Here is a 19,664-nt window from a genome sequence, read left to right as displayed (position 1 = left end):
TCTCTTCGGAATGACAGCGCGCTCAGAGCACCGCTTTCGGATAGGACCCCAGGACCTTCAGGGCGACGGCTTCCTGGCCGATCTTCTCCAGGACGTCCTTGATCAGCGGTTCTTTATGGTGGCCGACGAAATCGATGAAGAACACGTAGGTCCATTTGCCGCTGCGCGACGGACGGGTTTCGATGCGGGTCAGGTCGATACCGTTGTTGTGGAACGGTACCAGCAACTCGTGCAGGGCCCCCGGCTTGTTGCGCATGGAAACGATGATCGAGGTCTTGTCGTCGCCGGTCGGCGGCACCTCCTGGTTGCCGATGATCAGGAAACGCGTGGAGTTGTCCGGGCGGTCCTCGATCTTCTCGTGCAACTTACTCAGGTCGTACAGGCTGGCCGCCATGTCGCCGGCGATCGCTGCCGAATTCCACTCGCTCTTCACCCGCTTGGCCGCGTCGGCGTTGCTCGACACCGCCACCCGCTCGACGCTCGGGTAGTGCGAGTCCAGCCACTTGCGACATTGCGCGAGGGATTGGGCATGGGAATAGATCCGGGTGATGTTGTCGGTCTTGGTGGTTTCGCCGACCAGCAGGTGATGGTGGATACGCAGCTCGACTTCGCCGCAGATCACCATGTCATGCTCGAGGAAGCTGTCGAGGGTATGGTTGACCGCTCCCTCGGTGGAGTTTTCCACAGGCACCACGCCAAAGTTCACCGCGCCGGCGGCAACCTCGCGGAACACCTCGTCGATCGCCGCCATCGGCGTGCTGATCACCGCATTGCCGAAATGCTTGAGCGCCGCGGCCTGGGTGAAGGTGCCCTCGGGTCCGAGATAGGCCACTTTCAGCGGCTGCTCGAGCGCCAGGCAGGACGACATGATCTCGCGGAACAGTCGCGCGACCTCTTCGTTGTCCAGCGGCCCCTTGTTCAATTGCATGATGTGCTTGAGCACCCAGGCTTCGCGCTCGGGACGGTAGAACACCGGCGCCTCGCCCTCGCCCAGGGTCTGGGTCTTCACTCGCGCCACGTCCTGGGCGCAACGGGCACGCTCGCTGATCAGCTCGAGCAACTTCTCGTCGAGGCTGTCGATGCGCAGGCGCAAGGCCTTGAGCTGGTCCTGGTCCGCCATCAGCCGTGCTCCTTCTCGAACTCCGCCATGTATGCGACCAGCGCCTCGACCGCGTCCAGGCCAAGAGCGTTGTAGATGGAAGCGCGCATGCCGCCGACCGAGCGGTGGCCTTTCAGGTTGAGCAGCCCGCGCGCCTCGGCGCCTTCCAGGAACGGCTTGTCGAGACGCTCGTCGGCCAGGCGGAACGGCACGTTCATCCAGGAGCGGGCGCTCGGCTGGATCGGGTTGGTGTAGAAGTCGCTGGCATCGATGGTCTTGTACAGCAGGTCCTTCTTGGCGCGGTTGCGCTGCTCCATCGCGGTCACCCCGCCCTGCTCCTTCAGCCATTCGAAGACCAGGCCGGACAGGTACCAGGAGTAAGTCGCCGGGGTGTTGTACATGGAACCGTTGTCCGCGGCGATCTTGTAGTTGAGCATGGTCGGGCAGACGCTGCGGGCGCGGCCGAGCAGGTCTTCGCGAACGATCACGACCACCAGGCCGGACGGGCCGATGTTCTTCTGCGCCCCGGCATAGATCAGGCCGAAGCGGGACACGTCGAGCGGGCGCGAGAGGATATCGGAGGACATGTCGGTGACCAGCGGTACGTCGCCGGTCTCGGGAATCCAGTCGAACTCGAGGCCACCGATGGTCTCGTTGGAGGCGTAGTGCACATAGGCCGCACCCTTGGTCAGCGTCCACTCGTTCTGACCCGGAATGGCGAAGTAGTCGTACTCCTTGGCGCTGGCCGCGACGTTCACGCTGCCATAGCGACGGGCCTCCTCGATGGCCTTCTTCGACCAGATACCGGTATCGATATAGTCGGCGACGCCATCTTCGGGCAGCAGGTTCAGCGGGATCTCGGCGAACTGCTGGCTGGCGCCGCCCTGCAGGAACAGCACCTTGTAGTCAGAGGGAATGTCGAGCAGGTCGCGCAGGTCCTGCTCGGCCTTGCTGGCGATGGCCACGTAGTCGTCGCTACGGTGGCTCATTTCCATGACCGAAAGGCCCTTGCCCCGCCAGTCGAGAAGCTCGGCCTGGGCACGTTGCAGAACTGCGTCGGGAAGCGCCGCGGGACCGGCGCAGAAATTGAAGGCTCGCTTGCTCACATCCACTCTCGCTATAGGTAGGGCGGATAGCCGTGAGTTATCCGCCGACGTCATCGGCCGGGCGGGCGCAGGCACCCGCCCCGAGCCTTACTCTTCGTTGCCTTCCGCTTCCGCCGCAGGTTCGGATTCGGCCGACTCGCCCAGCGATTCGGCAGCTTCCTCGCCCTCGGGCAGGTCCTCGTCATCCCCGCCCGACGGCTCCTGGACACGCTCCAGACCGACCAGTACCTCGTCGCTGGCGAGCTTGATCAGGGTTACGCCCTGGGTATTGCGGCCGGACAGGGAGACTTCGTCGACACGCGTCCGCACCAGGGTGCCCTGGTCGGAAATCAGCATGATCTCCTCGCCTTCCTGGACCTGTACCGCGGCGATCAGCGCGCCGTTGCGCTCGTTGGTGACCATGGCGATCACCCCCTGGCCGCCACGGCCGCGACGCGGGAACTTGCTCAGCGGGGTACGCTTGCCGAAGCCGCGCTCGGAGGCGGTGAGGATCTGCGCCCCGGACTCCGGAATCAGCATGGAGATCAGCTGCTGTCCCTTGCCCAGGCGCATGCCACGTACGCCACGGGCGTTGCGGCCCATGATGCGCACCACGCTCTCGGCGAAGCGGATCACCTTGCCGGCGCTGGAGAACAGCATGACTTCCTTGGCGCCATCGGTGATCGCGGCGGCGATCAGGGTGTCGCCCTCTTCCAGCTTGAGCGCGATCAGGCCGCTGCTGCGCGGACGGCTGAACTGCACCAGCGGGGTCTTCTTCACGGTACCGAAGGCGGTGGCCATGAAGATGTAGGCGCCGGTCGGCTCGGCCACCAGCTCGGCGGTCTCGCCCTCGACTTCCTCGACCTCGGCGGCCTCGACCACCTCGCCCTCGAGCACCGCGCCTTCGGCTTCGTCGAGGTCGTCATCGGCGCCGCCGTTCTGCTGCAGCGCCTCCAGGTCGATCTGCAACATCGCGGTGATCCGCTCGCCCTCGTCCAGCGGCAGCAGGTTCACCAGCGGCCGGCCACGCGCGGTACGCGAGGCTTCCGGAATCTCGAAGGTACGCAGCCAGTAGACCTTGCCCTTGCTGGAGAACAGCAGGAGGGTCGCATGGCTGTTGGCCACCAGCAGGTGTTCGATGTAGTCCTCGTCCTTCATCCCGGTGGCGGACTTGCCCTTGCCGCCGCGACGCTGCGCCTGGTAGGCGGCCAGCGGCTGGGACTTGGCGTAGCCGCCGTGAGAGATGGTCACCACGCGGTCTTCCTCGGTGATCAGGTCGGCGATGGTCAGGTCGACCTGGGAAGCCACGATCTCGGTGCGGCGAGCATCGCCGAATTCGGCCTTGACCGCTTCCAGCTCCTCACGGATCACCTCCATCAGGCGCGCCGGATTGGTCAGGATGCGGATCAGCTCGCCGATCAGGTTGAGGATTTCCTGGTATTCGGAGAGCAGCTTCTCATGCTCCAGGCCGGTCAGGCGATGCAGGCGCAGCTCGAGGATCGCCTGGGCCTGTTCCGGCGACAGGTAGTACTTGCCGTCGCGCAGGCCGTACTGCGGATCCAGGTCTTCCGGACGACAGGCGTCGGCGCCGGCACGCTCGACCATCGCTTCCACCGCGCTGGACTCCCAGGCAGTGGCGATCAGGCGTTCCTTGGCCTCAGCCGGGGTCGGCGAACTCTTGATCAGCTCGATCACCGGGTCGATGTTCGACAGGGCTACCGCCTGGCCTTCCAGGATGTGCCCGCGCTCGCGGGCCTTGCGCAGCTCGTAGACGGTACGCCGGGTCACCACTTCGCGGCGGTGGCGGACGAACACTTCGAGCATGTCCTTCAGGTTCAGCGTGCGCGGCTGCCCGTCGACCAGGGCCACCACGTTGATGCCGAACACGCTCTGCAGCTGGGTCTGGGCATAGAGATTGTTGAGGACCACCTCGCCCACCTCGCCGCGACGCAGCTCGATGACCACGCGCATGCCGTCCTTGTCGGACTCGTCGCGCAGCTCGGAAATACCCTCGATCTTCTTCTCTTTCACCAGCTCGGCGATCTTTTCGATCAACCGCGCCTTGTTCAACTGGTACGGCAGCTCGGTGATGATGATCTGCTCGCGGCCGCCGCCTTTCTCCATCTCCTCGACGACGGCGCGGGCGCGGATGTAGATGCGCCCGCGCCCGGTGCGGTAGGCCTCTATGATCCCGGCGCGGCCGTTGATGATACCGGCGGTGGGGAAGTCCGGACCGGGGATGTACTGCATCAGCTCATCGACGGTCAGGTCGGGGTTGTCCATCAGCGCCAGGCAACCATCGATCACTTCGCCGAGGTTGTGCGGCGGGATGTTGGTCGCCATGCCCACGGCGATACCGCTGGAACCGTTGACCAGCAGGTTGGGAATCTTGGTCGGCATGACCGCCGGGATCTGCTCGGTGCCATCGTAGTTGGGCACCCAGTCGACGGTTTCCTTTTCCAGGTCCGCCAGCAGTTCATGGGCCAGCTTGGCCATGCGCACTTCGGTGTATCGCATGGCTGCGGCGTTGTCGCCGTCCACCGAACCGAAGTTGCCCTGGCCGTCTACCAGCATGTAGCGCAGCGAGAACGGCTGCGCCATGCGCACGATGGTGTCGTAGACCGCGGTGTCGCCGTGTGGGTGGTACTTACCGATCACGTCGCCGACCACACGGGCGGATTTCTTGTAGGGCTTGTTCCAGTCGTTGCCCAGCTCGCTCATGGCATAAAGCACACGGCGGTGCACCGGCTTCAGGCCGTCACGTGCATCCGGCAGGGCCCGCCCGACGATCACGCTCATCGCGTAGTCGAGATAGGACTGTTTCAGCTCGTCTTCGATATTGACCGGGAGAATTTCTTTGGCCAGTTCGCCCATGAGAAGCCTGGTTCCTTTTTCTGGTGGAACTTCGCCGCCTCGATCCTGAGGCAAACGAAGTAGGTCGGCGCATGCCCGAGCAGCGCCAACTCACTACAAATCAACGACTTGAGTCAAGGATTCGCGCACTCTCGAGGCCCCTCCGCGGGGCGCTCGAATAACCGTCGGAGCTTACCACAGCCCACGCCCCAGCCCAAGGCAAAGGCCCTGGCGGGGACGACCTCCAGTCGCCTCGTTCAATGCAGGCGCTTGCGGCTCATCAGGGCGGCCATGCGCTCGGCGTCGGGACGCTCGACGACGCCACGCTCGGTCACGATGGCATCGATAAGATCCGCCGGGGTCACGTCGAATACCGGATTGTAGGCATCGACCTCGGCCGCCACCCGTCGCCCGCCGATTTCCAGCAGCTCGCGACCGTCGCGCTCTTCGATCGGGATGTCCTCGCCGCTCTCCAGGTTCATGTCGATGGTCGAACTCGGCGCCACCACCATGAAGCGCACGCCGTGGTGCATGGCGTTGACCGCCAACTGGTAGGTGCCGATCTTGTTGGCGACATCGCCATTGGCGGTGATGCGGTCGGCGCCGACGATGACCCAGGTGATGTTCTCGGTCTTCATCAGGTGCGCGGCGGCCGAATCCACGTTCAGGCTGACCGGGATGCCTTCGTTGGCCAGCTCCCAGGCGGTCAGCCGAGAGCCCTGGAGCCAGGGCCGGGTTTCGTCGGCGTAGATGCGATTGACCAGGCCTTCCAGGTGCGCGGCGCGGATCACCCCCAGCGCGGTGCCGAACCCGCCGGTCGCCAGGGCGCCGGTATTGCAGTGGGTGAGGATGTTCTGCGGGCTGCCCTGCTGCTTGCGGATCAGCTCCATGCCCAACTGGGCCATGGTCAGGTTGGCCTCGCGGTCGCTTTCATGGATGGAGATCGCCTCGGCTTCCAGCACCGCCAGCGGCCGGTCGCCCTCTTTCATTCGCTCCAGACGGTCGCGCATGCGGTTCAGCGCCCAGAACAGGTTGACCGCCGTGGGTCGCGAGTCGGCCAGCAGGCGGAAGTCCTCCTCCAGCGCGGCGCGCCAGTCGCCGCCCTGCGCCAGGCGCGCGCGGGCGCCAAGGACGATACCGTAGGCGGCGCTGATGCCGATGGCCGGCGCGCCGCGCACGACCATATCGCGAATGGCCTTGGCCACCTCGGCCGCCGACTCGTGTTCGAGCCAGACCTCCTCCTGGGGCAGCAGGCGCTGATCCAGCAACCGCAGCGTACCGTCCCGCCACTCGATCGCCTTGACCCGCTCGGCCGCCAGCAGTCGCTCTCGCATGCACACACCTCTCGCTGAATCACGGAAAAGCTGCGGATTATAACGAGCCCCAGCCGCGGACGCTCGGGTATACTTCCGGCTTCCCGCTCTGCGCCCAGGATGCGCCGCCATGCCCAACGTCCGTAACCCCTTCGACCTCCTCCTGCTGCCGACCTGGATCGTCCCCGTGGAGCCCGCCGGGGTGGTGCTGCGCGATCACGCGCTGGGTATCCGCGACGGCCAGATCGCCCTGGTCGCGCCGCGCGAGCAGGCCATGCGCCATGGCGCCACGGAAATCCGCGAATTGCCCGGCATGCTGCTCGCCCCCGGCCTGGTCAACGCCCACGGCCATTCGGCGATGAGTCTGTTCCGCGGTCTCGCCGACGACCTGCCGCTGATGACCTGGCTGCAGGACCACATCTGGCCGGCCGAAGGCCAATGGGTCAGCGAGGATTTCATCCGCGACGGCACGGAGCTGGCCATCGCCGAACAGGTAAAGGGCGGCATCACCTGTTTCTCCGACATGTACTTCTATCCACAGGCCATCTGCGGCGTGGTCCATGACAGCGGGGTACGCGCCCAGGTGGCGATCCCGGTGCTGGACTTCCCGATCCCCGGCGCCCGCGACAGCGCCGAGGCGATCCGCCAGGGCATGGCGCTGTTCGACGACCTCAAGCACCACCCACGCATCCGCATCGCCTTCGGCCCGCACGCACCTTATACGGTGAGCGACGACAAGCTGGAGCAGATCCTGGTGCTCACCGAAGAACTCGACGCCAGCGTCCAGATGCACGTCCACGAGACCGCCTTCGAGGTGGAGCAGGCCATGGAGCGCAACGGCGAGCGCCCGCTGGCCCGCCTGCACCGCCTCGGCCTGCTCGGCCCGCGCTTCCAGGCGGTGCACATGACCCAGGTGGACGACGACGACCTGGCGATGCTGGTGGAAACCAACAGTTCGGTGATCCACTGCCCGGAATCCAACCTCAAGCTGGCCAGCGGCTTCTGCCCGGTGGAAAAGCTCTGGCAGGCCGGGGTCAACGTAGCCATCGGCACCGACGGTGCGGCGAGCAACAACGACCTCGACCTGCTCGGCGAGACCCGCACCGCGGCGCTGCTGGCCAAGGCCGTGTACGGCCAGGCCACCGCCCTCGACGCCCATCGCGCGCTGCGCATGGCCACCCTGAACGGCGCCCGCGCGCTTGGCCTGGAGCGCCTGATCGGCTCCCTGGAAACCGGCAAGGCCGCCGACCTGGTGGCCTTCGACCTGTCCGGCCTGGCCCAGCAACCGGTCTACGACCCGGTTTCGCAACTTATCTATGCCAGCGGCCGCGACTGCGTTCGGCATGTCTGGGTCGGCGGCAGGCAACTCCTCGACGACGGCCGCCTGCTCCGTCACGACGAACAGCGCCTGATCGCCAGGGCCCGCGAATGGGGGGCGAAGATCGCCGCCAGCGACAGGTCCTGAACCGCGGCGGGCCGGCCCGCTGCGACAAACTGACATAGGAAGGCGAACCGCCGCCGGCCCCATCCCTCCGCCAAAGCTGGCAACATGAAGGATTGGATTCCGCCGCCGCGGCCCTTCCCCCAAAGGCTTCATTCTTCAACGGGAACGATTATGAGCAACGTCGACCACGCCGAGATCGCCAAATTCGAGGCACTGGCCCATCGCTGGTGGGACCGCGAGAGCGAGTTCAAGCCGCTCCACGACATCAACCCGCTGCGCGTCAACTGGATCGACGAGCGCGCCGGCCTGGCCGGCAAGAAGGTGCTCGACATCGGTTGCGGCGGCGGCATCCTCAGCGAAGCCATGGCCCAGCGCGGCGCCAGCGTCACCGGCATCGACATGGGCGAAGCGCCGCTCGCGGTGGCGCGCCTGCACCAGCTGGAATCCGGTGTCGCCGTCGACTACCGGCAGATCACCGCCGAGCAGATGGCCGAGGAAATGCCCGGGCAGTTCGACGTGGTCACCTGCCTGGAGATGCTCGAACACGTGCCGGACCCGGCCTCGGTGATCCGCGCCTGCCACCGCCTGGTCAAGCCGGGCGGACAGGTATTCCTCTCGACCATCAACCGCAATCCCAAGGCCTATCTGTTCGCGGTGATCGGCGCGGAATACATCCTCCAGTTGCTGCCGCGTGGGACCCACGACTTCCGCAAGTTCATCCGTCCGTCGGAACTCGGCGCCTGGTCGCGCGAGGCCGGTCTCGAGGTCAAGGACATCATCGGCCTGACCTACAACCCGCTGACCAAGCACTACAAGCTGGCCAACGATGTCGACGTCAACTACATGGTCCAGACCCAGCGGGAGGCGTGAAGCGCATGCGGCTCAAAGCGGTACTGTTCGACATGGATGGCACCCTGCTCGACACGGCGCCGGACTTCATCGCCATCACCCAGGCCATGCGTGCCGCCCATGGCCTCCCGCCGGTGGACGAGCAACGGGTGCGCGACGTGGTCTCCGGCGGCGCGCGCGCGATGGTCGCCGCGGCCTTCGGCCTGTCGCTGGACAGCCCGGAACTGGAACCCCTGCGCCAGGAGTTCCTCGACCGCTACCAGGAGCATTGCGCGGTTCTCAGCCGGCCCTACGACGGCATCCCCGAACTGCTCGCGGCGATCGAGAAAGCCGGGTTGATCTGGGGCGTGGTGACCAACAAGCCGGTGCGCTTCGCCGAACCGATCATGCAGCGCCTGGGCTACGCCGAGCGTTCCAGGGTGCTGGTCTGCCCGGACCACGTGACCCGCAGCAAGCCCGATCCCGAGCCACTGCTACTGGCCTGTAGCCAGCTCGGCATCGATCCGTCGAGGGTGCTGTTCGTCGGCGACGACCTGCGCGACATCGAATCCGGCCGCGACGCCGGGACCAAGACCGCGGCGGTGCGCTATGGCTACATCCATCCCGAAGACAACCCCGCGCACTGGGGTGCCGACGTGATCGTCGACCACCCGCGCGAACTCATCGACGTTCTCGACCGCGCGCTCTGCGACTGCTGATCCGCAGCGCCGCCGACAGACAACGACCCGCCGCCAGGCGGGTCATGCATTCAAAGGATTCGACATGTTCCAGTACTCCGCTCGCCCCGACCTGCTGAAAGACCGCGTGATCCTGGTCACCGGAGCCGGCCGCGGCATCGGCGCCGCCGCCGCCAAAACCTTCGCCGCCCACGGCGCCACCGTGCTGCTGCTGGGCAAGACCGAGGAGTACCTGAACGAGGTCTACGACGCCATCGAGGCCGCCGGCCATCCGCAGGCCGCCGTGATCCCGTTCAACCTGGAGACCGCCCAGCCGCACCAGTTCGAGGAACTGGCGGCAACCCTGGAGAACGAGTTCGGCCGCATCGACGGCCTGCTGCACAACGCCTCGATCCTCGGTCCGCGCTCGCCGATGCAGCAGATTTCCGGGGAGAACTTCATGCGCGTGATGCAGGTGAACGTCAATGCCATGTTCATGCTGACCACCGCCATGCTGCCGCTGATGAAGCTCTCCAGCGACGCCTCGATCATCTTCACCTCGAGCAGCGTGGGCCGGAAGGGCCGCGCCTACTGGGGCGCGTATTCGGTATCGAAGTTCGCCACCGAGGGCCTGATGCAGACCCTTGCCGACGAACTCGACGGTACCAGCGCGATCCGCGCCAACAGCGTCAACCCCGGCGCCACCCGTACCAGCATGCGCGCCCTCGCCTACCCTGGGGAAAACCCGCTGAACAACCCCACCGGCGAGGAGATCATGCCGGTCTACCTGTACCTCATGGGGCCGGACAGCGCCGGCGTCAACGGCCAGGCCTTCGACGCCCAGTGATTCGCCGGCAGCCTCGCCGCCCGGCGAGGCTGCCCTGTCCTTCCTTTCTCTCTTCCCGTCCGGAACTTCCCATTCTTTTTGCATATTTTTCCCACTGAGTGGGAAAGTGGTTTCATTTTCCGGGAAATCGCCTTCACCCTGTGGGTCAAGGAGTTCCCATGTCGAAGCATTCCCCCACCGATCGCCTGCTGCAGATCCTCATTGCCCTCGGCCAGGCTCCCGAAGCCCTGTCTGCCAAGGAGCTGTCGCTGACCCTGGAGCAGCCGCTGAGCAGCACCTACCGCCACCTGAAGACCCTGTTGCGCTGGGGCCTGGCCGAAGAACAGGCCGGCCAGGGCCGCTACCTGCCCGGCCCGGCCTGCCTGCAACTGGCGAAGAAATTCGATCGCGAGGCCTCGCTGATCGGTCTCGCCAAACCGGAACTCAAGCGCCTGGCCGACCTGAGCCAGGAGAGCGTGGCGCTGATGGTGGCCAGCAACCAGCAGGCGATCTGCCTGGAGCTGTTCGACAGTCCGCAGCCGCTGCGCTGCTGCTACCAGAAAGGGCTGGCGCAGCCGCTGTTGCATGGCGCCTCGGCCAAAGCCCTGCTGGCGCACCTGGAGGACGAACGGCGCGAAGAGCTGTACCTCGCCCAGGAACTCTCCGCCGAGCGTATCGACAAGCTGGAGCAGGAACTCCGGCTGATCCGCGAACAGGGCTACGCCGTCAGCCAGGGCGAGATCGACGAAGGCGTCTGGGGTATCAGCGTACCGCTGCTGGACAGCCGCCAGCGCCTGCACGGCTCCCTCAGCCTGATGGCCCCCGCCTTGCGCGCCCAGTCGCGCAGCGAACGCTTGCGGCAATGGACCCTCGACGCCGCCGCGCGACTTTCCGCGCGGCTGGACTGACCAACAGGAGTTTCGATGTACCCCGCCCCCGACATGAGCCTCTGGCAAGGCCGGATCGATAGCCAGGAAGGCGCCGACGCGCGGCGCTGGCACCAATGGATGCGTCCCTACGCAGACGACGCCGAAGCGGCCAGCGTGCTGCTCGGTTTCGCCAGCGACGAAGGCGTGCGCCGCAACCAGGGTCGCCAGGGCGCGCGCCACGGACCGCCAGCCTTGCGTCGCGCGCTGGCCAACCTGGCCTGGCACGGCGAGCAAGCGATCTACGATGCCGGCGACATCGTCGCCGGCGAAGATCTGGAAGCCGCCCAGGAACGCTACGCGCAACGCGTCGCCGACCTGCTCGCGCGCGGCCATCGGGTGGTCGGCCTGGGCGGCGGCCACGAAATCGCCTATGCCAGCTTCGCCGGCCTAGCCCGCCACCTGAGTCGGCATGAGCGCCTGCCGCGCATCGGCATCCTCAATTTCGACGCGCATTTCGACCTGCGCCACGCCGAACGGGCCAGCTCCGGCACGCCGTTCCGCCAGATCGCCGAACTCTGCCAGGCCAGCGACTGGCCGTTCGCCTATTGCTGCCTGGGCATCAGCCGCCTGAGCAACACCGCGGCGCTGTTCGACCAGGCCCAGCGCCTGGGCGTGCGCTACCTGCTGGACCGCCAGTTGCAGCCGTGGAATCTGGAACGCAGCGAAGCCTTCCTCGACGGCTTCCTGCAATCCGTCGACCACCTCTACCTGACCGTTTGCCTCGACGTGCTCCCGGCCGCCCAGGCGCCCGGCGTCAGCGCACCCTCGGCGCACGGCGTGGAGATGCCGGTGCTGGAGCACCTGGTCCGCCGCGCCAAGGCCAGCGGCAAGCTGCGCCTGGCCGACATCGCCGAACTCAACCCGCAACTCGATAGCGACCAGCGCACCGCCCGGATCGCCGCGCGCCTGGTCGACAGCCTGGTCAACTGATCGCCCTTTCGCCCACACAACAACAATAGAGCCACACCATGCCGACATTGCACCTGGACGCCCTGTCCACCACCGCCCTCGCCCTGCTCCTGCTCGCCCTCGGCAGCCAATTGAAGAAGCGCAGCCGCTGGCTGACACGTCTGTGCGTACCGTCGCCGGTGATCGCCGGCTTCGGCTTCGCCTTCCTGGTCTGGCTGCTCAGGGATCGCGGCTGGCTCGACATCGGCCTCGACACCAGCCTGCAGACGCCCCTGATGGTGGCGTTCTTCACCACCGTCGGCCTCGGCGGCAGCCTCGGCCTACTGCGCAAGGGCGGCAAGACCCTGCTGGTCTACCTGGCGGCCTGCTGGGCACTGGCGATACTGCAAAACCTGATCGGCGTCGGCAGCGCCGGGCTGCTCGGCCTCGACCCGCTGCTCGGGATCATGGCCGGCGCGGTGTCGCTGGAAGGCGGCTTCGGCGCGGCGGCGGCCTTCGGCCCGGTTGCGGAAGGGCTCGGCGCCCAGGGCGCGACCACCGTGGCGCTGGCCTCGGCCACCTTCGGCATGGTCGCTGGCGGCCTGCTCGGCAGCCCGGTGGCGCGCTGGCTGATCGAACGCAATCGCTTGCCGGTGCAGGCGGAAAGCGACAGCCGGCTGGAAGCCCTCGGCCAGCAGGAGCGGCGCCAGCAGGCCGGGGCCACGCTGGACGGCAATCTCCTGCTGCGCCTGCTGACCTGCGTGCTGCTGGTGATGGTGCTCGGCTTCTGGCTCGGCGACGCGCTCGAGGAACGCCTGGGCCTGGTGCTGCCCAGTTATGTCGGGGCGATGTTCATCGCCATCGTGCTGCGCAACCTCGACGACCGCCTCGGTTGGCTGCGCATTCCGGACCATGCCGTCGGCACCTTGGGCGACGTCTGCCTGGGTATATTCCTGACCATGGCGATGATGAGCCTGAAGTTCTGGGAACTGGAGAACCTCGGCCTGCCGCTGCTCGGCGTACTGCTCATCCAGGTCGCGGTGCTGTTGCTGCTGACGATCTTCGTGCTGTTCCGCCTGCTCGGCCGCAATTACGACGCCGCGGTGCTCTGCGCCGGCTTCCTCGGCCACGGCCTGGGCGCCACGCCCAACGCGGTGGCCAACATGGGCGCGGTCTGCGAGCACTATCGGGTGTTCTCGCACAAGGCCTTCATCATCGTACCCCTGTGCGGCGCGGTACTGATCGATCTCGTCGCCATCCCGGCGATCACCTGGTTCATCAACGCCTTCAGTTGAACCATGGCGGCGCTCCGCCAGCGGAGCGCCAGCTTTCCGACGAGCACTGCGGCAGTTTGCAATCAAAACGCCATTATTCCGTCGAAATCTCTTCGAAATTCCTACAGAATGTGGAAACAATTCCTAGGAAAACCTGTCTGTGCCTCTGATTTCTCCGTTCTTCAGTTGGCTGGCACGAAACTCGCCTTAGCCCTACTGTCGCCGTCTTTCGCGCCAGAGGTCCCGCGCATGGCTCCTCCCAAACAGTCCAATACCATCGATTTCGACGCCGCCAAGCAAAAGCGCGGCTCCCAGCCCGGCGGTAACGCCAGCGGGCCGCGCGCCGGCAACCTGATGGAGTTGCGCCAGCAACTGACCCAGCAGTTGCAGAGCAGCCTGGAGGCAGAGCGGATTCTCGGCCTGTTCTTCGAGGAAGTCCGCCAATTGATCCCGCTGGACGCCCTTGGCTATCGCCATCCGGGCTCCGACCTGCGCCTGGAGTTCGGTAGCAGCGCCAAGCATTCGGTGAGCTATCGCCTGAGCCACGATAGCGACTACCTCGGCGAACTGATCTTCCGTCGTCGCCAGCGCCTCGGCGAAGACGAACAACGGCAACTGGAGAGCCTGCTCGGCACCCTGCTATTCCCGCTGCGCAACGCCCTGCTCTATCGCGCCGCGATCCAGACCGCCTTGCGCGACGCCCTGACCGGCACCGGCAACCGCATCGCCATGGACCAGGCGCTCGGCCGCGAACTGGAACTGGCCCGGCGCAACCTGCAGCCGCTCTCGGTGCTGATGCTCGATATCGACCACTTCAAGCGGGTCAACGACCACTACGGTCACGCCGTCGGCGATGAAGCCCTCAAGGCCGTGGCGGAAACCATCAAGGACCACCTGCGCAATGTCGACATGGTGTTCCGCTTCGGCGGCGAGGAATTCCTCGTCCTGCTGTCCAGCACACCGCTGCAGGCTGCCTGCATGGTCGGCGAACGCCTGCGCCAGGCGGTGGAGGAACTGGACTACCGGCACGCCGGCGAAGCGCTGAAGCTGTCGATCAGCCTCGGCTGCGCCGACCTGCGGCCCGGCGAAGGCAGCGACGACCTGCTGCGACGGGTCGACGAGGCGCTCTACGAAGCCAAGCGCGACGGCCGCAACCGCCTGCGCTGCGCCTGAGGCTTGCAGACTCGCACACCCCGAAGCGCGGAGCGGGCGCATCGGGCGATGGCAGTAGCAACGGCTCTCACCGGCGCAGTCACGGTTTCCGCCAAGGCCCTGCCTCTTATGGCTGTGCCGGCTCGTCCGGGGCGCCATAGGCCTGGCGCAAGCGGACGCGCTTCTCCAGCAGCCAGCCGCTGGTTTCCTTGCCGTCTCGAGCCACGTACATGACGTTCAGCCACTCGCCGCTCGGCTTGTAGACAGTGACGAAGTCGCCGGGAATCACGAAGACCCCAGTGGCACAGTCGGCACGCGGCGCGCTGTGGAAATAGGCGCGCCCCTTGTCGATCACCTCGCCCTCCAGCGGCGGACGGAAGTTGTCCTCGGGGCCAGCCGTCGCCTCGCCAAGGCTTGCGCAGCTCTGCGCCGGCATCGCCGCATCCTCCGCCAGCCCGGCGACGCTCCATAGCGTGCAGAACGCGATAGCCAGGATCCTGTGCATTTCACCACCTCCTTGTGTGCGAGCGACCATTAGACACCGATTCCCAGGCATGAAAAAGGCCCCCGAAGGGGCCTTTCCAGGGCGCTTTCCGCTCAGCGGCGGAAGCCCGGACGCATACCGTCGCCGGCCGGTTTCGGCCGCCGCTTGACCTGCGGCTTGCGGGCCGCCGGCTTGTCGCCCGGCGCGCTGGCCGGACGCTCGTCGCGCGGCTTGCTCGGGCGCGGCTTGCGGTTGCTCTCACGAGGCCGCTCGGCAACCGGAGTGCCCTGCTCGCGCCCCTTGCGCTCGGCGCTCGGCTGCGGACCGCGCGCGGGACGCGAAGCCGGCGCGCGACGAGCGGCATTCTCGCCCTCCTCGCGCCGCGGCGCACGCTTGCGCCCGGCTTCCGGGCGTTCGCTGCGCGCCAGCGGACGGGCCTGCTTGCGCTGCTGGCGTTCGGCCTTCTCGCGCGCCTTGGTGGTCATGCCCGGCAGGGTCACCGGCTTGAGGCCGACTTCCTCGCTGAGGATATCGATCTCGCGCTGGTCCATTTCGCGGTAGCGGCCCATGGTCAGCTCGGAGGTCAGGAACACCGGGCCGAAACGCACCCGCTTCAGGCGGCTGACCACCAACCCCTGGGATTCCCACAACCGGCGCACCTCGCGGTTGCGGCCCTCCATCACTACGCAGTGGTACCAGTGGTTGAAGCCTTCGCCGCCCGGCGCCTGCTGGATATCGCTGAACTTGGCCGGGCCGTCCTCGAGCATCACGCCGTTGAGCAGGCGCTCGATCATCTCTTCGGTAACCTCGCCGCGCACCCGTACCGCGTACTCGCGGTCCATCTCATAGGAAGGATGCATCAGGCGGTTGGCCAGTTCGCCATCGGTGGTGAACAGCAGCAGGCCGGTGGTGTTGATGTCCAGGCGACCGACATTGATCCAGCGCCCGGTGCGCAGGCGCGGCAGGCGGTCGAAGATGGTCGGACGGCCTTCCGGATCGTCGCGGGTGCAGACCTCGCCTTCCGGCTTGTTGTAGATCAGCACGCGACGGACACTCTCGGCGGCCTCTTCGCGGCGGATCAGGTGGCCATCGACGGTGATCGCATCGTGGCTGTCGACCCGCTGGCCGAGGCTGGCCACGCTACCATTGACGTTGACCCGGCCTTCGGCGATCCACACTTCTACGTCGCGCCGGGAACCGACACCGAGACGGGCGAGGACTTTCTGCAATTTTTCCCCGACCGGTACGTGGGGATTCTCTGGGGTATCGTTCATCTGGGCACCTCCCGGTGTGGCTGGCAACGAATCGAAGGGCGCGCATCATACGCGCTTCGTCAGGACAAAGCACCGTCCCCGGGCGGAAACCCGGACAATCCCGCTAGACTAGGCCGGGTTCACCCACCCCGCCACCCGGAGGCCCCGGTGCACGATGTCCCCCACTTCAGCGGCGCCAAGCTGGCGCTGTTCTATGGCGACCACCTGGTCGTCTACAAACGCGACGAAAAACCCGGCATTCCCTTCCCCGGCTACTGGGACTTTCCCGGCGGCGGCCGCGAGGGCCTGGAGACGCCTGCCGAATGCGCCCTGCGCGAACTCGAGGAAGAGTTCTCCATCCGCCTGGAAGAACCTCGTATCGAATGGCAGCGACAGTATCCGAGCACCAGCGGCAGCGCGCCCTTCGCCTACTTCCTGGTGGCGCGCCTGGAGGACCGCGAGTTCGAGGCCATCCGCTTCGGCGACGAAGGACAATACTGGCGATTGATGGAGGTGGACGCCTACCTCGCGCATGCCATGGCCGTACCCTACCTGCAGAGCCGGCTCGGCGATTATCTGCGGGAACGCCGGCGCATCGGCGAATAACGCGGATGACGTTATCCGTTCTATGCCCCGGATAGTCCGGGCGGCATAAAAAAAACCCGGCCGAAGCCGGGCATGCCCAGGCGGGCAGTCTCAGTGTCTGCGGTGCTCGGCGAAGCGCTCCAGGGCTTCGCGGCTGAGGCGCTCGACCTGGGCCCAGTCGCCACGGTCGACCACGGCCTTGGGCAGCATCCAGGTGCCGCCGACGCACATCACGTTGGGTACCGCCAGGTAGTCGGCGAGATTGTTCAGGCTGACGCCTCCGGTGGGGCAGAAGCGGATATCGGGGAATGGCCCCGAGAATGCCTTCAGTGCCGCCGGGCCGCCGCTGACCTCGGCGGGGAACAGCTTGAAGCGGCGGTAGCCATGGCGATAGGCGAGCATGATCTCGGAAGCGCTGGCCACGCCGGGCAACAGCGGGACTTCGCTGTCCAGGGCGAAGCGCAGCAATTCGTCGGTGCAGCCGGGAGTGACCACGAAGCTCGCCCCGGCCTTTTCCGCAGCGGCGAAGGTCTGCGGGTCGAGCACGGTGCCGGCGCCGATGCGCAGGTGTGGGCGCTCCTCGCTGAGGCGACGGATGGCGCTCAGCCCGTGCGCCGTGCGCAGGGTGATCTCCAGGGCGGTCAGGCCGCCGGCGGCGAGGGCATCGGCCATCGGCAGGATGTCCGCCTCGCGGTCGATGGTGATCACCGGGAGGATGCGCGCCTCCCGGCACAGCGTGTCGATGCGGGCGGTCTTCTGTTCAAGGTTGTGCATGGCTACAGCTCCGCCACTCAGGGGTACCAATGGATCGTCAGCGGCGCGCGGAGGAAGGCGCGAACCGGCATCCGCCGTTCGTCCTCGACCGCCAGCGCGGTGTTCAGGGTGGCCAGCTTGGACTGGCCCTGGATCGCCAGGAGCTGCACCTTCGCAGCCGCCAGCACGGCGCGCGACAGGGTCAGGCGCTGGTGCGGCACGCTCGGCGCCCACATCGGCAGGCAACGGCGCGTCCCCTGGGGATCCATCGCCAGGTCCAGGCCAGGGCTGTTCGGGAACAGCGAGGCGGTATGGCCGTCGTCGCCCATGCCGAGGACCAGCACGTCGATCGGCAACGGCAGCTCGTGCAGGTGGTGGTCGGCCAGCTCGGCCGCTTCCTCCAGGCTCGCCGCCGGCTGGTAGAGGCCGATGAAGCGCGCCTTCGCCGCCTCGCCACGGAGCAGGTGGCGGCGAACCAGGCCGGCGTTGCTATCGGCATGCGACTCCGGCACCCAGCGCTCGTCGGCCAGGCTGACGGTGACCCGCGACCAGTCCAGCGGCTCCTCGCTCAAGGCTTCGAGGAAGGCCACCGGGCTGCGTCCGCCGGACACCACCAGCAGCGCCTGGCCCTGCTCGGCCAGCGCCGAGCGCAACCGGTCGGCGACCCCGGCGGCCAGGCCGCGGGCCTGCTCGGCGGCGCTGTCCCAGACCTTCAGGCCGACGCCGGCCGGCAGCTTCAACTCAGAAATCGCCATACCAACTCCTCCCATCGCGGGCCACCAGGGCCACCGAGGCCACCGGCCCCCAGCTCCCCGCCGGATACGGCTTGGGCGCTTCGCTCAGGCGTTCCCAGCCGGCGATCAGCTGGTCGCACCACTTCCAGGCGAACTCCACCTCGTCCTTGCGCACGAACAGGTACTGGTTGCCCTGGGTGACCTCCAGCAGCAGACGCTCGTAGGCATCGGGAATCCGCGCCGCGTGGTAGGTCTCGGAAAAACTCAGTTGCAGCGGGCCGGTACGCAATTGCATGCCCTTGCCCAGGCCCTGGTCCTTGGTCATCACTTGCAGGGAGATCCCTTCGTCCGGCTGCAGGCGGATGATCAGCCGGTTGCTGATCAGCGAACGCTGCTCGGGAGCGAAGATGTAGTGCGGCGGCTCCTTGAAGTGGATGACGATCTGCGACAGCTTCTGCGGCATGCGCTTGCCGGTGCGCAGGTAGAAGGGCACGCCGGACCAGCGCCAGTTGCGGATGTCCACGCGCAGGGCGACGAAGGTTTCCGCGTCGCTGTCGCGATTCGCATGTTCCTCCTCCAGGTAGCCCGGCACTGCCTTGCCGTCGCTGAAACCGGCGGTGTACTGCCCACGCACCACGCGCGAAGCCAGTTGTTCGGCGGGAATCGGCTCGAGGGCGCGGAGCACCTTGACCTTCTCGTCGCGAATGCTGTCCGCCGAAAGGTCGCTGGGCGGATCCATGGCGATCAGGCAGAGCAGTTGCAACAGGTGGTTCTGCACCATGTCGCGCAGTTGCCCGGCCTGGTCGAAGTAGCCCCAGCGGCCTTCGATGCCGACCTTCTCGGCCACGGTGATCTCCACGTGGGAGATGTGGTTCTGGTTCCACTGGGTCTCGAAGAGGCTGTTGGCGAAGCGCAGGGCGATCAGGTTCTGCACCGTCTCCTTGCCCAGGTAATGGTCGATCCGGTAGATGCGGCTTTCCGGGAAGAACCGGGCGACTGCCTCGTTGACCTCGCGGGACGACTCCAGGTCATGGCCGATGGGCTTCTCCAGCACCACCCGGGTGCGCTCGGCGAGATCGGCGGCGGCGAGGTTCTCGCAGATGCCGCCGAACACTGAGGCCGGCGTGGCGAAGTAGGCAACCAGCGGCAATTCGTCGTCCACCGCCTCGCGCAAGCCGACATAGGCCTGCGGGTCGAGGAAGTCCATGCTCAGGTAGTCGAGGCGTTCGCGGAAACGCTGCCAGACCGCGTCGTCCCACTCCTTCGCCGGCACCGCCAGGCGCAGGCGCTGCTCCAGCGTCGCCAGGTGTTCGGCGGGAGCACCTTCGTCACGGGCCAGGGCCAGGACGCGGGTATCGCGGTGCAGCAGGTTCTCGCGATCGAGTTGGTAGAGCGCCGGGAACAGCTTGCGCAAGGCGAGATCGCCCAGCGCACCGAACAGCGCTAACGTGCAAGGCAGAACGCGGACATCAGGCATTTGTTGTTAC

18 protein-coding genes are annotated in these 19,664 nt (G+C 66.7%); 9 read left to right on the top strand and 9 right to left on the bottom strand.

Going from position 1 to position 19,664, the window contains the following annotated elements:
* Positions 1 to 22 precede the first annotated feature (22 nt).
* The 4 genes from pheA to mtnA form a co-directional block, all read right to left on the bottom strand.
* Positions 23 to 1,120, bottom strand: coding sequence for a prephenate dehydratase (gene pheA, locus LE197_RS02805; protein WP_003091446.1), 1,098 nt, complete (start codon positions 1,118 to 1,120; stop codon positions 23 to 25).
* Complete coding sequence (gene serC / locus LE197_RS02800; protein ID WP_033978820.1) at positions 1,120 to 2,205, bottom strand: 3-phosphoserine/phosphohydroxythreonine transaminase; 1,086 nt, start codon at positions 2,203 to 2,205, stop codon at positions 1,120 to 1,122. The genes pheA and serC overlap by 1 nt, the downstream gene beginning before the upstream one ends.
* Before the next feature lie 87 nt (positions 2,206 to 2,292).
* Positions 2,293 to 5,058, bottom strand: a complete 2,766-nt coding sequence (gyrA, locus tag LE197_RS02795; protein ID WP_003116419.1) for a DNA gyrase subunit A — start codon at positions 5,056 to 5,058, stop codon at positions 2,293 to 2,295.
* Between the two features lie 236 nt (positions 5,059 to 5,294).
* Entirely contained in the window at positions 5,295 to 6,371 is a 1,077-nt protein-coding gene (gene mtnA, locus LE197_RS02790) for an S-methyl-5-thioribose-1-phosphate isomerase (RefSeq protein ID WP_033971602.1), read from the bottom strand.
* Positions 6,372 to 6,480: 109 nt separating this feature from the next.
* Here mtnA and LE197_RS02785 point away from each other — a divergent pair, with 109 nt between their 5' ends.
* From LE197_RS02785 to LE197_RS02750, 8 genes are all read left to right on the top strand, one after another.
* Positions 6,481 to 7,815 (top strand): TRZ/ATZ family hydrolase, encoded by a 1,335-nt coding sequence (locus LE197_RS02785; RefSeq protein WP_033971604.1) that lies wholly within the window; start codon positions 6,481 to 6,483, stop codon positions 7,813 to 7,815.
* A gap of 150 nt (positions 7,816 to 7,965) precedes the next feature.
* A complete protein-coding gene (gene ubiG, locus LE197_RS02780; protein ID WP_003122245.1) occupies positions 7,966 to 8,664 on the top strand; it encodes a bifunctional 2-polyprenyl-6-hydroxyphenol methylase/3-demethylubiquinol 3-O-methyltransferase UbiG in 699 nt (232 codons plus the stop codon).
* Positions 8,661 to 9,341, top strand: coding sequence for an N-acetylmuramic acid 6-phosphate phosphatase MupP (mupP, locus tag LE197_RS02775; protein WP_078452126.1), 681 nt, complete (start codon positions 8,661 to 8,663; stop codon positions 9,339 to 9,341). Before ubiG ends, mupP begins: the two co-directional genes overlap by 4 nt.
* Positions 9,342 to 9,405: 64 nt before the next feature.
* The gene (locus LE197_RS02770; RefSeq protein ID WP_003091453.1) at positions 9,406 to 10,146 is read left to right on the top strand and encodes a YciK family oxidoreductase; all 741 of its coding nucleotides are present in this window, start codon (positions 9,406 to 9,408) and stop codon (positions 10,144 to 10,146) included.
* A 158-nt stretch (positions 10,147 to 10,304) separates the two neighbouring features.
* Positions 10,305 to 11,033 (top strand): IclR family transcriptional regulator, encoded by a 729-nt coding sequence (locus LE197_RS02765; RefSeq protein WP_058017409.1) that lies wholly within the window; start codon positions 10,305 to 10,307, stop codon positions 11,031 to 11,033.
* A gap of 15 nt (positions 11,034 to 11,048) precedes the next feature.
* Complete coding sequence (hutG, locus tag LE197_RS02760) at positions 11,049 to 11,984, top strand: formimidoylglutamase (RefSeq protein ID WP_049239600.1); 936 nt, start codon at positions 11,049 to 11,051, stop codon at positions 11,982 to 11,984.
* A gap of 38 nt (positions 11,985 to 12,022) precedes the next feature.
* On the top strand, positions 12,023 to 13,237 hold the full coding sequence (gene gltS / locus LE197_RS02755; RefSeq protein WP_033978818.1) for a sodium/glutamate symporter: 1,215 nt from the start codon (positions 12,023 to 12,025) through the stop codon (positions 13,235 to 13,237).
* 228 nt (positions 13,238 to 13,465) lie between these two features.
* Positions 13,466 to 14,389: a GGDEF domain-containing protein gene (locus LE197_RS02750; RefSeq protein ID WP_033971618.1), complete on the top strand. Its 924-nt coding sequence runs from the start codon at positions 13,466 to 13,468 to the stop codon at positions 14,387 to 14,389.
* Positions 14,390 to 14,495: 106 nt separating this feature from the next.
* Here the strand turns inward: LE197_RS02750 and LE197_RS02745 are convergent, their stop codons facing one another.
* Together LE197_RS02745 and rluB are read right to left on the bottom strand one after the other, a co-directional pair.
* A complete protein-coding gene (locus LE197_RS02745) occupies positions 14,496 to 14,873 on the bottom strand; it encodes a hypothetical protein (RefSeq protein WP_033971621.1) in 378 nt (125 codons plus the stop codon).
* A 92-nt stretch (positions 14,874 to 14,965) separates the two neighbouring features.
* Complete coding sequence (gene rluB / locus LE197_RS02740; protein WP_033971624.1) at positions 14,966 to 16,126, bottom strand: 23S rRNA pseudouridine(2605) synthase RluB; 1,161 nt, start codon at positions 16,124 to 16,126, stop codon at positions 14,966 to 14,968.
* Between the two features lie 147 nt (positions 16,127 to 16,273).
* Here rluB and LE197_RS02735 point away from each other — a divergent pair, with 147 nt between their 5' ends.
* Positions 16,274 to 16,711 (top strand): NUDIX hydrolase, encoded by a 438-nt coding sequence (locus tag LE197_RS02735; RefSeq protein ID WP_049239378.1) that lies wholly within the window; start codon positions 16,274 to 16,276, stop codon positions 16,709 to 16,711.
* Positions 16,712 to 16,801: 90 nt separating this feature from the next.
* Here the strand turns inward: LE197_RS02735 and LE197_RS02730 are convergent, their stop codons facing one another.
* Genes LE197_RS02730 through zwf form a run of 3 tightly spaced genes read right to left on the bottom strand, consistent with a single transcriptional unit; the run spans position 16,802 to position 19,654 of the window.
* Complete coding sequence (locus tag LE197_RS02730; protein ID WP_039028008.1) at positions 16,802 to 17,464, bottom strand: bifunctional 4-hydroxy-2-oxoglutarate aldolase/2-dehydro-3-deoxy-phosphogluconate aldolase; 663 nt, start codon at positions 17,462 to 17,464, stop codon at positions 16,802 to 16,804.
* A gap of 17 nt (positions 17,465 to 17,481) precedes the next feature.
* The gene (gene pgl / locus LE197_RS02725; protein WP_033971625.1) at positions 17,482 to 18,198 is read right to left on the bottom strand and encodes a 6-phosphogluconolactonase; all 717 of its coding nucleotides are present in this window, start codon (positions 18,196 to 18,198) and stop codon (positions 17,482 to 17,484) included.
* On the bottom strand, positions 18,185 to 19,654 hold the full coding sequence (gene zwf / locus LE197_RS02720; protein WP_033971626.1) for a glucose-6-phosphate dehydrogenase: 1,470 nt from the start codon (positions 19,652 to 19,654) through the stop codon (positions 18,185 to 18,187). The genes pgl and zwf overlap by 14 nt, the downstream gene beginning before the upstream one ends.
* Between the last annotated feature and the right edge of the window lie 10 nt (positions 19,655 to 19,664).

This window comes from Pseudomonas sp. PS1(2021) (assembly GCF_020405165.1).
In the GTDB taxonomy this organism is placed as follows: Bacteria; Pseudomonadota; Gammaproteobacteria; order Pseudomonadales; family Pseudomonadaceae; genus Pseudomonas; species Pseudomonas aeruginosa.
This window is presented reverse-complemented; position numbering and strand designations above follow the sequence as displayed.

What these genes read in the sequence shown, in the direction of transcription:
- rluB (WP_033971624.1), bottom strand. Translation starts at nt 16,126, where the DNA reads ATGAACGATACCCCAGAGAATCCCCACGTACCGGTCGGGGAAAAATTG.
- LE197_RS02745 (WP_033971621.1), bottom strand. Translation starts at nt 14,873, where the DNA reads ATGCACAGGATCCTGGCTATCGCGTTCTGCACGCTATGGAGCGTCGCC.
- pgl (WP_033971625.1), bottom strand. Translation starts at nt 18,198, where the DNA reads ATGGCGATTTCTGAGTTGAAGCTGCCGGCCGGCGTCGGCCTGAAGGTC.
- LE197_RS02765 (WP_058017409.1), top strand. Translation starts at nt 10,305, where the DNA reads ATGTCGAAGCATTCCCCCACCGATCGCCTGCTGCAGATCCTCATTGCC.
- gltS (WP_033978818.1), top strand. Translation starts at nt 12,023, where the DNA reads ATGCCGACATTGCACCTGGACGCCCTGTCCACCACCGCCCTCGCCCTG.
- LE197_RS02750 (WP_033971618.1), top strand. Translation starts at nt 13,466, where the DNA reads ATGGCTCCTCCCAAACAGTCCAATACCATCGATTTCGACGCCGCCAAG.
- gyrA (WP_003116419.1), bottom strand. Translation starts at nt 5,058, where the DNA reads ATGGGCGAACTGGCCAAAGAAATTCTCCCGGTCAATATCGAAGACGAG.
- pheA (WP_003091446.1), bottom strand. Translation starts at nt 1,120, where the DNA reads ATGGCGGACCAGGACCAGCTCAAGGCCTTGCGCCTGCGCATCGACAGC.
- LE197_RS02730 (WP_039028008.1), bottom strand. Translation starts at nt 17,464, where the DNA reads ATGCACAACCTTGAACAGAAGACCGCCCGCATCGACACGCTGTGCCGG.
- LE197_RS02785 (WP_033971604.1), top strand. Translation starts at nt 6,481, where the DNA reads ATGCCCAACGTCCGTAACCCCTTCGACCTCCTCCTGCTGCCGACCTGG.
- mtnA (WP_033971602.1), bottom strand. Translation starts at nt 6,371, where the DNA reads ATGCGAGAGCGACTGCTGGCGGCCGAGCGGGTCAAGGCGATCGAGTGG.
- LE197_RS02770 (WP_003091453.1), top strand. Translation starts at nt 9,406, where the DNA reads ATGTTCCAGTACTCCGCTCGCCCCGACCTGCTGAAAGACCGCGTGATC.
- ubiG (WP_003122245.1), top strand. Translation starts at nt 7,966, where the DNA reads ATGAGCAACGTCGACCACGCCGAGATCGCCAAATTCGAGGCACTGGCC.
- hutG (WP_049239600.1), top strand. Translation starts at nt 11,049, where the DNA reads ATGTACCCCGCCCCCGACATGAGCCTCTGGCAAGGCCGGATCGATAGC.
- zwf (WP_033971626.1), bottom strand. Translation starts at nt 19,654, where the DNA reads ATGCCTGATGTCCGCGTTCTGCCTTGCACGTTAGCGCTGTTCGGTGCG.